The sequence below is a fragment of the Actinomadura oligospora ATCC 43269 genome, from assembly GCF_000518265.1.
Classification (GTDB): Bacteria; Actinomycetota; Actinomycetes; order Streptosporangiales; family Streptosporangiaceae; genus Spirillospora; species Spirillospora oligospora.
Window position 1 is genome coordinate 544648 of the sequence record NZ_KI912411.1, and the last position, 13191, is coordinate 557838.

8 protein-coding genes are annotated in these 13191 nt (G+C 73.4%); 3 read left to right on the forward strand and 5 right to left on the reverse strand.

Annotation, left to right across the window (positions count from 1 at the left end):
- Nucleotides 1-84 precede the first annotated feature (84 nt).
- Nucleotides 85-924, forward strand: coding sequence for a helix-turn-helix transcriptional regulator (locus P696_RS0139425; protein WP_026416631.1), 840 nt, complete (start codon nucleotides 85-87; stop codon nucleotides 922-924).
- A gap of 35 nt (nucleotides 925-959) precedes the next feature.
- Here the strand turns inward: P696_RS0139425 and paaZ are convergent, their stop codons facing one another.
- Entirely contained in the window at nucleotides 960-2990 is a 2031-nt protein-coding gene (gene paaZ, locus P696_RS0139430) for a phenylacetic acid degradation bifunctional protein PaaZ (RefSeq protein ID WP_026416632.1), read from the reverse strand.
- Between the two features lie 212 nt (nucleotides 2991-3202).
- On the opposite strand from paaZ, the gene mgrA reads away from it, so the two are divergent.
- Entirely contained in the window at nucleotides 3203-4228 is a 1026-nt protein-coding gene (gene mgrA, locus P696_RS0139435; protein WP_026416633.1) for an L-glyceraldehyde 3-phosphate reductase, read from the forward strand.
- Between the two features lie 18 nt (nucleotides 4229-4246).
- Here mgrA and P696_RS0139440 read toward each other — a convergent pair whose 3' ends face one another.
- Together P696_RS0139440 and P696_RS51205 are read right to left on the reverse strand one after the other, a co-directional pair.
- Complete coding sequence (locus P696_RS0139440) at nucleotides 4247-7522, reverse strand: hypothetical protein (protein ID WP_026416634.1); 3276 nt, start codon at nucleotides 7520-7522, stop codon at nucleotides 4247-4249.
- 174 nt (nucleotides 7523-7696) lie between these two features.
- Complete coding sequence (locus tag P696_RS51205; protein ID WP_211245978.1) at nucleotides 7697-8581, reverse strand: helix-turn-helix transcriptional regulator; 885 nt, start codon at nucleotides 8579-8581, stop codon at nucleotides 7697-7699.
- Nucleotides 8582-8834: 253 nt separating this feature from the next.
- Here P696_RS51205 and P696_RS51210 point away from each other — a divergent pair, with 253 nt between their 5' ends.
- Entirely contained in the window at nucleotides 8835-10292 is a 1458-nt protein-coding gene (locus tag P696_RS51210) for an MFS transporter (protein WP_157430208.1), read from the forward strand.
- Nucleotides 10293-10413: 121 nt separating this feature from the next.
- Here the strand turns inward: P696_RS51210 and glpK are convergent, their stop codons facing one another.
- Nucleotides 10414-11931, reverse strand: a complete 1518-nt coding sequence (gene glpK / locus P696_RS0139455; RefSeq protein ID WP_026416635.1) for a glycerol kinase GlpK — start codon at nucleotides 11929-11931, stop codon at nucleotides 10414-10416.
- Between the two features lie 43 nt (nucleotides 11932-11974).
- Nucleotides 11975-12823, reverse strand: a complete 849-nt coding sequence (locus P696_RS0139460) for an MIP/aquaporin family protein (protein ID WP_026416636.1) — start codon at nucleotides 12821-12823, stop codon at nucleotides 11975-11977.
- Between the last annotated feature and the right edge of the window lie 368 nt (nucleotides 12824-13191).

Sequence of the window (13191 nt, forward strand, 5' to 3'; positions counted from 1 at the left end):
GGACGCCGGGTCCCACCAGTCGACCCGTTTTCCTGGGAATGCCAGTACCAGGAAGGCGGTCCCGAGTGCGGGCACACTGGGATCATGACGACCACGGACTTCGGCCGGACGATGCGGATCTGGCGCGACCGGGTCCAGCCGGACGCGGCCGGGCTCCCGGCGGGCGGGCGGCGGCGCGCGAGCGGGCTGCGCCGCGAGGAGCTGGCGATGCTCGCCGGGATCTCGGCGGACTACGTGACCCGGCTCGAGCAGGGCCGCGCGTCCCACCCGTCCGGGCAGGTCGTGGAGGCCCTCGCGCGGGCGCTGCGGCTGTCGGCCGAGGAGCGGGCGCACCTGTTCCGGCTCGCCGGGCTCGTCCCGCCCGGCCCCGACACCGTGCCACGCTTCCTCACCCCGGGCGTCCACCGGCTGCTGGACCGGATGGCGGGCACGCCCGTCGCGGTCCACGACGCCGCCTGGACGATCCTGCTGGCGAACGCGCCGTACTCGGCGCTGATGGGCGACCCGTCCGGATGGCACGGGATCGAGCGCAACGTGGTGTGGCGGCACTTCCTCGGCCCCGGCGGGTGGGCCCGGCACACGCCGGAGTCACTCCTGGCGTTCCACACCGCCCTGGTCAGCGACCTGCGGAACGCGGCGGCCCGCTACCCGGCCGACCTGGCGCTGCGGGAGCTGATCGCCGACCTGCGGGCCGGTAGCGCGCGGTTCGCCGAGCTGTGGGACTCCGGGGTCGTCCAGCGGCACGAGCTCCAGTCCAAGGTGATCGACCATCCGGTGGTCGGGGTGGTCACGCTCGACTGCGACATGTTCACGGTCACCGGGACCGACCTGCGCGTCATCGTCTACACGGCCGAGCCGGGCACCGAGGACGCCGAGAAGCTCGCGCTCCTCACCGTCCTCGGCACCCAGTCGCTCACCGGCTGACGGCCGCGCCCCCGCCGGGGGCGCGGCCCGTTCGGTCAGGCGCGCTTGGCGACCAGGGTGAGCAGATCGTACTTGGCGACCGACTCCCCCTTCTGGTTGGTGACGTCCACGTCCCAGCGGACCTCGCCGTGCTCGGCGCCCTCGCGCGGGATCAGCTGCTTGGCGGTGAGCGTCGCGGTCATCTCGTCGCCGGGGTAGACCGGGGTGAGGAACCGCAGGTTCTCCAGCCCGTAGTTCGCCAGGACGGGCCCGGGGTCGGGGTCGACGAACAGCCCGGCCGCGAACGACAGGACGAGGTAGCCGTGCGCGACGCGCCCGTCGAAGAACGGGTTGGCGGCGGCGGCCTCCTCGTCCATGTGGGCGTAGAAGGTGTCGCCGGTGAACTCGGCGAAGTGCTCGACGTCCTCGAGGGTGACCCGGCGCGGGCCTGCGATGACGGTGTCGCCGACGCGCAGGTCCTCCAGGTGCTTGCGGAAGGGGTGGTCGGTCGTGACCGTCCGCTCGGCGCCCGGCACCCAGCGGCCGGTGATCGCGGTGAGCATCGCCGGGTCGGCCTGGACGGCGGTGCGCTGCATGTGGTGGACGACGCCTCGGACGCCGCCCATCTCCTCGCCGCCTCCGGCGCGCCCGGGGCCGCCGTGGACGAGCATCGGCAGCGGCGAGCCGTGCCCGGTCGACTCCTTGGCGTCCGCGCCGTTCAGCACGAGCAGGCGGCCGTGCCAGGGCGCGGCGCCGAGGACGACCGTCCGGACGAAGTCCGCGTCGGCCGACACGACCGACCCGGCGAGGCTGCCCCGGCCGCGCGCGGCCAGCTCGACGGCCTGCTCGGCGCCCTCGTAGGGGATGAGCGTGGAGACCGGGCCGAACGCCTCGATCTCGTGCGGCTCGGCGCGGGCCGGGTCGTCGGCGCGCAGCAGGATCGGGGACAGGAACGCGCCGCGCTCGGCGTCGGCGTCGACGACGTCCACGTGGGCGGGGTCGCCGAACAGGATCGTCCCGGCGTCCAGCAGGCCCTTGAGCGAGCGGCGGACCTCCTCGCGCTGCTCCAGCGTGGCGAGCGCGCCCATCCGGACGTCGGGGTTCGCCGGGTTCCCGACGGTGACCTTCGCCAGCCGCGCGCGGACGGCCTCCGCGACGTCCTCCATCCGGTCGGCGGGGACCAGCGCGCGGCGGATCGCCGTGCACTTCTGGCCCGCCTTCACGGTCATCTCGCTGACCAGCTGCTTCACGTACAGGTCGAACTCGGGCGTGCCGGGCGTGGCGTCCGGGCCGAGGATCGAGACGTTCAGAGAGTCGGCCTCGGCGTTGAACCGGACCGCGTGCCGGACGACCGCCGGGTGCACGCGCAGCCGGGCGGCGGTGTCGGCGGATCCGGTGAACGCGACGACGTCCTGCTCGGTGAGGTGGTCGAGCAGGTCGCCCGCCTCGCCGGTGAGCAGCTGGACCGAGCCCTCGGGCAGGATGCCGCTCTCCACGATCAGCTCGACCAGCCGCGCGGTCAGGTAGGCGGTCTGCTCGGCGGGCTTGACCAGGCTGGGCATGCCGGCGAGGAACGCGGGCGCGAGCTTCTCCAGCGGCCCCCACACGGGGAAGTTGAACGCGTTGATCTGGACGGCGACGCCGTGCAGCGGCGTGCAGATGTGCTGCGCGACGAACGTCCCGCCCTTGCCGAGCGGCTCGACGGCCCCGTCCACGTAGACGGTGTCGTTGGGCATCTCCCGGCGGCCCTTGCTGGAGAAGGCGAACAGCGTGCCGAAGCCGCCGTCCACGTCGAACTTGGAGTCGCCGAGCGTCGCGCCCGTCCGGGCCGACAGCGCGTACAGCTCCTCGCGGTGTTCGCGCAGGTGGGACGCCAGGGCCTTGAGCAGCGCGGCGCGCTGGTGGAAGGTCAGCTCGCGCAGGGCGGGCCCGCCGACGCGGCGGCCGTACTCCAGGGCGGCGGCCCGGTCCAGGCCCGCGGTGGAGATCCGGGCGACCTCCTCGCCGGTCACGGCGTCCCGCAGGGGCGCGCCCTCGCCGCCTCCCTCCTGCCAGGAACCGGACAGATAGCTGCGCAGCACGCTCACGGGACCTCCTCGTCCGCACCGGGGCGCGCCACGGCGCCGTCCCCCGCGTTACCGACCGAACGTTCAGTATTTTCACCCCGCCGCGGCGGCCCTGTCGAGCGACCCGGCGCGTCGGGCCGCCCGGCGGGCCGGGATCGTGGGCCGTCCTCGCTCCCTGTTCCCCCGGCGACCTGGCCAAACACCATGATCCCGGGCATGGCAGACTGGCGGCCATGAGCTACGCCGCCGATGACAAGCGCTATGACCGGATGGACTACCGACGGAGCGGGCGCAGCGGCCTCAAGCTGCCCGCGATCTCGCTCGGGCTGTGGCACAACTTCGGCGACGACCGTCCGGTGGACGTCCAGCGCGCGATCCTGCGGCGCGCCTTCGACCTCGGCGTCACGCACTTCGACCTGGCCAACAACTACGGCCCGCCCTACGGCTCGGCCGAGCGGAACTTCGGCCGCCTGTTCCGCGAGGACTTCGTCCCCCACCGGGACGAGCTGATCATCTCCACCAAGGCCGGGTACGACATGTGGCCCGGCCCGTACGGCGAGTGGGGCTCGCGCAAGTACCTGCTCTCCAGCCTCGACCAGTCGCTGTCCCGGATGGGCCTGGACCACGTCGACATCTTCTACAGCCACCGTTTCGACCCCGAGACGCCGCTGGAGGAGACGATGGGGGCGCTCGACCACGCCGTCCGCTCCGGGAAGGCCCTGTACGCGGGCATCTCGTCCTACTCCCCCGAGCGGACGGCCGAGGCCGCCGAGATCCTGCGCGAGATGGGCACGCCGCTGCTCATCCACCAGCCGTCCTACTCGATGCTGAACCGGTGGATCGAGGGCGGCCTGCTCGACGTCCTGGACGACAAGGGCGTCGGCTGCATCGCGTTCTCGCCGCTCGCGCAGGGCATGCTGACCGACAAGTACCTGGACGGCGTCCCGCAGGGGTCGCGGGCCAGCCAGGGCAAGTCGCTGTCGCCGGACCTGCTGACCCCCGAGTCCCTGCGGCACATCCGCGCGCTGAACGAGATCGCCCGGTCGCGCGGCCAGTCCCTGGCGCAGATGGCCCTGGCCTGGACGCTGCGCGACCGGCGCGTCACGTCCGCGCTGATCGGCGCGAGCAGCGTCGCGCAGCTGGAGAACAGCCTGGCCAGCCAGGAGAACCTCACGTTCAGCGCCGAGGAGCTCGCTGCGATCGACCGGGACGCGGTGGAGGCCGGCATCAACATCTGGTCGGCCTCCAGCGCGCGCTGATCCCGCTCCCCGCCTCTGTCACCCCTCCTCGGTGACCATGTTCCAGGCGGGTTCGGCGACGTCGCCGTGCGGGGAGTCGCAGAGCCGGGCGAGGGCGTCCTGCCACTCGTCCGGCCACCCGGCGTCGACGCCCCCGCGCCGCACCAGCCGCAGCGCGAGCAGGTGCGCCGCCGTGTGGCCACGCTCGATGAGGGCGTCGACGGCGGGCAGGACGTCCCGCGAGACCGCTCCCCCGCTGTAGTGGCCGCCGAGGATCAGTTCGCCGTAGGCCCGGTCCGCCTGGACGGGCCGGTCGCGCAGCAGGTCGGCGAGCGCGGTCAGTTCGCCTGTCAGGTCGGTCTCGGTCTCCCGGTCCGCGTTGATCAACGCGATGTGGAGGCTCGCGGCCGTGCCGAGCTGGAGCGGGTGCCGCGCGAGGGTGTCCACGGCGCGGCGCAGCAGCGGCTCGGTCCCGTCCTCGCCCGCGGAGCGGACCAGCAGGTTCCGCAGGCCGGAGACGAGGTGCCGCACCCGGTGGCGCATGAGCCCCTCCGGGGCCAGCCGGGCGAGGACGTCCAGCGCCTCGTCCCGGACGGCCCCGACCTCGACGAGCGCCGCGAGCACCATCGCCTCGGTGTCGCCGGACGGGTCGTCCGGGTCGGCCGCGGCGGCCAGCGTCGCCGCGTGGCCGCCGGGGTACCAGCGCGCCCAGGCGGCGAACGCCTTGCGGCCCCGGAACCGGACGCCGGGCAGGTCGGCCGCGTTCAGGCACGCCCTGATCAGCGTCGCCATGGCCGGGCGGGCGTCCGGCGCGTACTCGGAGGGCGCGGCCTGGAACAGCGTCCGCAGCATCTCCTCGGACGCGTGCGCGCGCGGGGCTTCGGCCAGGGCTTCGAGTGCGTGAGGGCCGTCCGGGAAGTGCCGCAGCGCGACGGCCACGGCGACCCGGACGTCGCGATGCAGGTCGGGGGCGCGCCAGGTGGCGAGCAGGGCGTCCAGGGCGCCCGGCGGACGATGCCGTTCGAGCAGCCGGGCCGCCTGCTTGCGCACGGTCACCTTCACGTCCGGTGAGGTCAGCGCGGCGGTGAGCGCGGGCCCGAGGACCGAGGGCCGGACGCGTCCGGCGCACCGCGCCAGGCCCGCGACGGCCACGGCGGACGCGGGGCCGCGCGCCATCTCGAACAGCAGGGGCAGGGCGTCGGGGTGGTTGGCGGCGGCGTCGAGCGCCGTCTCCGCCATCGCGCCCTCCGACTCCCGCACCCACATGCGCAGCACCGGGAAGTGGCCGGGCAGGCGTCCCAGCGAGGCGACCGCCCGCAGCCGGTCGGCGACGTCGAACGCCTCGTCGCAGGCCGCCCGGTCCAGGGAGTTCCTGGCGGCGCGCACCTGCTCCGGGGTCCAGCGTCCGGGACGGGTGTTCCTGAGGTCCGGAATCCAGGGGCGGAAGCGGTTGTGCGGGTCGCGGTCGAAGGTGAGCAGGTCCGTGCGGCGGTCCGTGACCACGCGCCAGACGCCGGGCAGCGCGATCGTCGCCGGGTCCTCGGCGAGAAGCCCCGCGGCCCGCTCGGGATCCCGGGCGAGGAGGAAGCGCGCCGCCACCGCACCGATGTTCTCGGGAGCGTGCAGCACGGCCCTGCGCAGGTCGTCGTCCAGGCCGGTCGGACGGCGCCGGAAGGACGCCGCGACCGCGACGAACACCTCGTGGTCGCCTCGTTCGCGAGCCGCTTGGAGATGCGGCGCGAACGCCTCCAGGAGGGCCGCCTCGCCACCCGGAGGCACCGCGCGGTCGAGTCGGTGGTCGTCGGGACGGGGAACCCGCCTGCCCCACCTCCGTCTCCTCCAGCGCGGCTGCTCCGGGGCAGGGGCGGGACGCAGGGCGTCGGCTCCGAAGCGTCCGAGCAGGTCGGCGAGCGCGCCGGTCGCCCAGGCGGTGAGCGCCGGATCGGTCCTGTGCCGCAGGACGCGGACGGCCAGGCGGCGGACGGCCCGCATCGTGTCCGTGGAAGTGTCGCGGGCTTCGACGACGGCCTTGGTCAGCAGGCGCAGCGGCTCCGCGCACGCGTCGGACAGGACACGCGGGCTGAGCGCGGTCACGGCGGCGAACAGCTCGGCGCGCACCGGATCCGGTTCGTTCCGGACGCGCCGGACGATCGTCGCCAGGTGCTCGGCCACGACCACCGGGTCGCCGGTTCGGGCCGCGTTCGCGAGCAGCAGGGTCCGGGCGAGGCCGCGCCGCCGGGGATCGCCGCCGGTGGACGCCTCGACCAGCGCGTCCACCGCCTCGTCGTGCGGCAGGTACGACGTGAGGCGCAGCGGGATGTCCGGATCGTCCAGGCGTGTCCGGGACGAGTGCCAGACCGACGCGTGCCACTCCAGGAGGCGGCGCGCCTCGCGGGCGGCCGTCTCCGGGGACAGCCAGGGCAGCAGCGGCATGACCGCCCACGTCCCCACTGATCCGCCCTGCTTCTCCGCCGCCAGCCGGAACACCGCGTCGCGGCGGTGCGGCGGGAGGTCCGCGAGCAGCGCGGCGCCGCCGTGCGACCACCCCATCAGGCGCCGGGCCACCACCTCGTCCGGGCAGAGCCGCGGGGAGATCGCCGCCGAGAGCGCCTCCGCCTCCGGCCGTTCCACCCACGACGCGAACCCTGCGGGATCCGCGCCGTGGAACGCGTTCACCACCTTCACCGACAGGGCGCCGGAGCGATACGACGGGCCGGTGCGGACGAGCAGGTCCACCGCTCTGTGCGAACGCGCCCGCGCCGCCGGGACGAACCCGGCGTTCTGCCGGCGCAGGACCCGCCAGCGGTTCCCCGTGTCCAGCTCTCGCTCGACATGGTCGAGGAACGCGTCCGGACGGCGTGCGGCCAGCGCCCGCCACATCGTGACGGCGTGCGCGAGCTCCGGGAGGAGCCGGGTGACGGTCCCGGTGGAGCAGGCGGGCAGCAGCATCGCCGCGTCGCGGTCGCCGTGCCGGGCCCGGACGTCCGGCAGGAGCCGGTCCGCGAGCGCCGTCCGGCGGGCGTACAGCAGCGTCCGGTAGACGGATCGCCGCAGGTCGGTGGGGGCGTCGTCCAGGGCTCGCGCCACGGCGTCGTCCGGGACGGGCAGGGTGCGGACGGCCCGGAGCGCGGCCTTCCGCAGGTCCATGTCGGGTCCGGCCAGGACGTCGGCCACGTGCCCGAGGTCGCGGGCGGCCATCGCCATGTGCAGCGCGACGCGCCGTCGGTACGGAACGGGACCGGACAGCTCGGCGAGCAACGCGTCCAGTTCGGGGGTCCCGGCGAGCCGCCGGGCGTGCAGGGCCAGCGCGCGCATGCGGCGCGGGTGGGCCAGGGGTTCAACGTCTGCCAGCAGCCGTTCGGCTGCCGTGGGGCTCAACGGCCCGGGCGGAGTCCGCCCTTCCTGTCGATCATGACGATGATGATGACGGACGGTCCCCGCCGCCGCAACCCCGGCCCCGCCCCGCGATCCCGCGTCCCGCGTCCCGACTCAGTGCGTGTGGTCGAACTCGGTCAGCGACGGGTCGGCGAGCAGGCGCCGGAAGTTCGCCTGGCTCTCCTCGTCCACGAACGTGTAGACGACCATGCGCGTGCCGGGCCGGGCGCTCAGGTCGAACGAGGTGGTGCGCGTCGCGATCCGTCCCGCCTTCGGGTAGAAGAAGTCCTTCTGGCAGGGCTGCGGGACCGCGACGTCCTGGTTGCGCCACAGCTCGGCGAACCGCGGGCTGGCCTCCACGAGCCGCTCGACCAGGCGCTGGAACTGCGGGTCGTCCCGGTTCCGGACGTACCGGTACCGGAACATCGCGACGGTCTCCTCGATCTGCTCCTCCAGGTTGGAGCAGGGGTTGCAGCACGAGGGCCGCGTGAAGAACTGCCACATCGAGTTCCGCTCGCCCTCCGGCGCGCCGGTCACCCACGGCACCAGCGCCGCGTACGCCTCGTTCCAGGCGAGCGCGTCGTTGCGCGGGTTCGACACGACGGCGGGCATCGGCCCGAGCCGGTCCATGATCGCCCGGACGTCCTCACTGAGCGCCGACACGATGTCCGGCTCCGGCGGGACGGGCACCTCCGACAGCCGGTACAGGTGCTCGCGCTCGACGGTGTCGAGCCGCAGCGTCCGCGACACCGCGTCCAGCACCTGCGTGCTGACGTTGATCGGACGGCCCTGCTCCAGCCAGGTGTACCAGGTGACGCCGACCCCGGCGAGCTGCGCGACCTCCTCGCGCCGCAGGCCGGGCGTCCGGCGCCGGGGCGCGGGCGGCAGGCCGACGTCCTCGGGCGCGATCCGCGCGCGCCGGCTCCGCAGGAACGCCGCCAGCTCGTCCCGCCGCCGCCGTCCCCCGTTCGTCCGCCGTTCCATCACCGTCGCCGTCACTCCCCCAGTCTCGCCGACACCGGCACCAGGATCCAGGTGCTGTCAATACCAGGATCGACCACCACCTGATTGTCCGATCGCGTTCATACCGGCAAGAACGCCACATCACCGGGAAATTGCGGACTTGCAAGCCGGACGGCCACACCTGCCTGCCGGACACGCCGTCGGACGCATGGCGTGCGAGCCAGGTGGTGTCAGTACCAGTATCACGGGGCTCTCGGCACCCGTATCGCATCGGACGGAAGCTACATGCATGACATTTCCGACCGAACGCATGAAGGGCGTGCGGGCGTCCTCCGCACGGTCTACCGGCCCGATGCTGGCGTTGCTGCTGCTCGGGCAGTTCATGGCCATTCTCGACGTCAACATCGTCAACGTCGCGCTGCCCACGCTGCGCGCGGACCTGCACGCCAGCGGCGCCAGCCTGCAGCTGGTGGTCGCCGGATACATCATCGCCTACGCGGCGCTCCTGATCACCGGGGCCCGGCTCGGCGACCTGCTCGGGCACCGCAGGGTGTTCCTCGGCGGGCTCGCGGTCTTCACGATCGCCTCCCTGGCCTGCGGGCTCGCGCCCACGACCGGGTTCCTCATCGTCGTGCGGTTCCTGCAGGGCATCGGGGCGGCGCTGATGACGCCGCAGGTGATGAGCATGATCCAGCGCGGGTTCCAGGGTCCCGCGCGGGCCCGGGCGCTCAGCATGTACGCGATGGTGATCGCGGGCGGTGTGGTCGTCGGGCAGGTGCTCGGCGGACTGCTGGTCAGCGCCGACCTGTTCGGGTCGGGCTGGCGCCTGGTGTTCCTGGTGAACGTGCCGATCGGGGCGGTGCTGTTCGCGGCCGGGCCGCGGCTGCTGCCCAAGGCGGACGAGGACCGGCGCGGCGGCCTGGACCCGGTGGGGCTCGCCGTCCTCACCCCGGCGCTGGTCCTGCTCGTCGTGCCGCTGATCCTGGGGCACGAGCTGGGCTGGCCCGCGTGGGGCTGGGCGGCGCTGGCGGCCAGCGCCGTGCTGTTCGTCGTGTTCGCGCTGGTCGAGCGGCGGTTCGCGGCGCGCGGCGGACGTCCGCTGATCTCCGGGCGGGTGCTGCGGGCGCCGGGCGTCGTGGTCTGCGCGTTCACGCTGCTGTTCGGACCCGGATCGTGGGGCTCGTTCCTGTTCACCACCACCCTGCACCTCCAGGGCGACCTGAAGATGACGCCGCTGCGGTCCGGCCTGGCGTTCGTGCCGTGCGTGCTGGCCTTCGCCGTCGTCAGCCTCTACTGGCAGCGCATGCCCGTGGGCTGGCACCGTCGGGTGGTCCCGATCGGGTTCACGATCGCGGCCTTCGGCTACCTGTGGGTCGGGCCGCTCGCGTCCGGGGGCGCGGCCTACCTCGCGCTGACCGCGGTGATCGGGTTCGGGCTCGGCGTGATGCCGATCGTGATGACGATCGCGCTGGCGGACGTCCCTCCCGAGGACGCCGCCGACGCCAGCGGGCTGCTGCTGACCGTCATGCAGGCCGGGCAGGTGCTCGGCGTCGCGACGATCGGCACGCTGTTCCTCGTCGGGTACGAGGACAGCGGCTCCACCCGGCACGCCGAGTACGCGACCGGCTGGTCGCTGGCCGCGCTGGCGGCGGTCGCCGCGTTCGGCGCGCTGCTGATGAACCTGCGCCGGAAGGCCCCCGCCCCGGACGGCGAGGCGGAGCGCCGCCCCGTCGCCGTCGAGGTGTAGCCGTCGGGGTGTGGCCGTCCGGAGTGGCCATGGCGGGACGCGGAACCGCCCGCACCGGATGTCACGGTGCGGGCGGTTCCACGTTCACAAGGCGGTTGTTCCGGCAGGACGGGCTAGGACGTCACTCGACGTCGACCCAGCCGTAGGTGCGTTCGACGGCCTTGCGCCAGCCCGCGTAGCCGGACTCGCGCTGCGCCTCGTCCCAGCGGGGGGACCAGCGCTTGTCCTCGTTCCAGTTCTGCCGCAGCTCGTCGGTCGAGTTCCAGAAGCCGACCGCCAGGCCCGCCGCGTACGCGGCGCCGAGCGCGGTGGTCTCGGCGACCACCGGACGCGACACCGGGACGCCGAGGATGTCGGCCTGCATCTGCATGCACAGCTCGTTCGCGGTGACGCCGCCGTCCACCTTCAGCACGTCCAGCGAGACCCCCGAGTCCTCCCGCATCGCCTCCACGACGTCGCGGGACTGGTAGCAGATCGCCTCCAGGGTCGCGCGGGCCAGGTGGGCGTTGGTGTTGAAACGGGACAGCCCGACGATCGCGCCACGCGCGTCGCTGCGCCAGTACGGGGCGAACAGGCCGGAGAACGCGGGGACGAAGTAGACGCCGCCGTTGTCCTCGACCTGCGCGGCGAGCGCCTCGCTCTGCGCCGCGCCGGAGATGATGCCGAGCTGGTCGCGCAGCCACTGGACGGCCGATCCGGTGACCGCGATCGAGCCCTCCAGCGCGTACACCGGCGCGGCGTCGCCGAGCTTGTAGCAGACGGTGGTGAGCATGCCCGCCTTGGAGCGGACGAGTTCCTGGCCGGTGTTGAGGAGGAGGAAGTTGCCGGTGCCGTAGGTGTTCTTGGCCTCGCCCGGGGAGAAGCAGACCTGCCCGACGGTGGCGGCCTGCTGGTCGCCGAGGTCGCCGGTCAGCGGCACCGCGCCGCCGAGCGGGCCGTCCGGGCGGGTCGTGCCGTAGGGGTCGGGCGCCGACGACGGCCGGATCTCGGGGAGCATCGCGCGCGGGACGCCGAAGAACGACAGGAGCTGGTCGTCCCAGTCGAGGGTCTCCAGGTCCATCAGCATCGTGCGGCTGGCGTTGGTGGGGTCGGTGACGTGCACGCCGCCGTCGGTGCCGCCGGTGAGGTTCCACAGCAGCCAGGTGTCGATGTTGCCGAAGACGGCCTCGCCGTTCTCGGCGGCCTCGCGGACGCCGTCGACGTTCTCCAGGATCCACTGGATCTTGCCGCCGGAGAAGTAGGTGGCGGGCGGCAGCCCGGCGCGGTGCCGGATCGTCTCGCCGCGCCCGTCGCGCTCCAGGGCGGAGGCGATGCGGTCGGTGCGGGTGTCCTGCCAGACGATCGCGTTGTAGTAGGGACGGCCCGTCCGCCGGTTCCACACCACGGTCGTCTCGCGCTGGTTGGTGATGCCGAGCGCGGCGAGGTCGGTGTGGGACAGGTTCGCCCGGTTGAGGGTGGACTGGATGACGGCGCGGGTGCGCTCCCAGATCTCGGTCGGGTCGTGCTCGACCCAGCCCGCCCGGGGCAGGATCTGCTCGTGCTCGAGCTGGTGGCGGGCTATCTCGTTGCCGCCATGGTCGAAGATCATGAAGCGGGTGCTCGTGGTGCCCTGGTCCAGGGCTCCGACGAAGTCGGCCATCGGCACTGCTCTCCTCGCTGGTCGGGGTGGGGGCGGACGGCGGTCAGGCCTTGCTCGGCACGTCGTACTGCGGTTCCGGGTGCTCGCCGGGGCCCTCGGCCTCGTCGGGCCCGGGGAGGTGGTTCCCGATCAATACCAGGTAGAGGCCCGCGCCGACGACCCCGCCGATCAGCGGGCCGACGATCGGCACCCAGAAGTACAGGTCGTGGTTCTGGTCGCGCCACGCTCCTCCGTAGCCGGTGATGTACTCGGCCAGGCGCGGGCCGAAGTCGCGGGCGGGGTTGATGGCGTACCCGGCGTCGGTGCCCCAGGCCATGCCGATCGCGACGACGAGCAGGCCGATGATGACGGGCGCGAGGTTGGCGAGCGGCGGCTGGTTCTTCAGGTCGGTGAGGGCGAGGACGAGGAACAGCAGGATCGCGGTGCCGATGATCTGGTCGCGGAGCGCGCCCCAGGTGCTCACCGGGAGCGTTCCATTGCCGGGCAGCGTGGAGAACACGCCCTGGGTCTTGACGGTGTGGCCGGGATCGGCCTTGGCCAGCACCTCGGTGTAGTTCCACCGGACGATCAGCGCGGCCACGAACGCCCCGGCGACCTGGGCGGCCGCGTACGGGACGACCTTGCGCCAGGAGAAGCCCTTGAACACCGCGAGGGCGAGGGTGACGGCCGGGTTGAGGTGTCCGCCGCTGATGGTCGCGGACGCGTACACGCCGAGGGTGACGCCGAGGCCCCAGGCCCAGGCGATGCTGTCGTGGTTCCCGATCCCTCCCGCGACGACCTGGGCCACCACGCCGACGCCGAACAGGATGAGGATCAGGGTTCCGGCGAACTCGGCGGCCATCTCTCGGCCCAGCCCGGTCAGCCGGAAGGACGTTCTCAGTCGTTCCGCCATGGTCTCCTCCTCAGGGGCGGTGTGACGTGAGACACAACTGCCGCGAAGGTAAGTTCGGCGGGCGAAAACGGTCAAGCCCTATCCCCCGAGCCGGATCGGGTATATGGGCGGCGTTGGCCGACCGTGTTCCGCCGGGCATGAGGGCCGTCGCGGCGATCACGTGCGGGACGGCCGAGGACGTGCCCCGTCCCTGACGTCCCCCCGGGAAGGTGCTGCTGTGGCCTGCGGTGGCCGTGTGGGGCGTTGTGGCGGCCGGTGCGGCGCGGACACAGGTCCGCGCGAATCAGGGGCTCCACGGAGACTGATCGGCTCTCAGAAAGCGCGTCAGCGGCGGCTGGGCGCGACCGGCGCGGCGTTCGGGAGGCGGG

Excerpts from the sequence above, each read along its gene's own strand:
- P696_RS0139425 (WP_026416631.1), top strand. The coding sequence starts at position 85 with ATGACGACCACGGACTTCGGCCGGACGATGCGGATCTGGCGCGACCGG.
- mgrA (WP_026416633.1), top strand. The coding sequence starts at position 3,203 with ATGAGCTACGCCGCCGATGACAAGCGCTATGACCGGATGGACTACCGA.
- P696_RS0139440 (WP_026416634.1), bottom strand. The coding sequence starts at position 7,522 with ATGCGCGCGCTGGCCCTGCACGCCCGGCGGCTCGCCGGGACCCCCGAA.
- P696_RS51210 (WP_157430208.1), top strand. The coding sequence starts at position 8,835 with ATGACATTTCCGACCGAACGCATGAAGGGCGTGCGGGCGTCCTCCGCA.
- glpK (WP_026416635.1), bottom strand. The coding sequence starts at position 11,931 with ATGGCCGACTTCGTCGGAGCCCTGGACCAGGGCACCACGAGCACCCGC.
- P696_RS0139460 (WP_026416636.1), bottom strand. The coding sequence starts at position 12,823 with ATGGCGGAACGACTGAGAACGTCCTTCCGGCTGACCGGGCTGGGCCGA.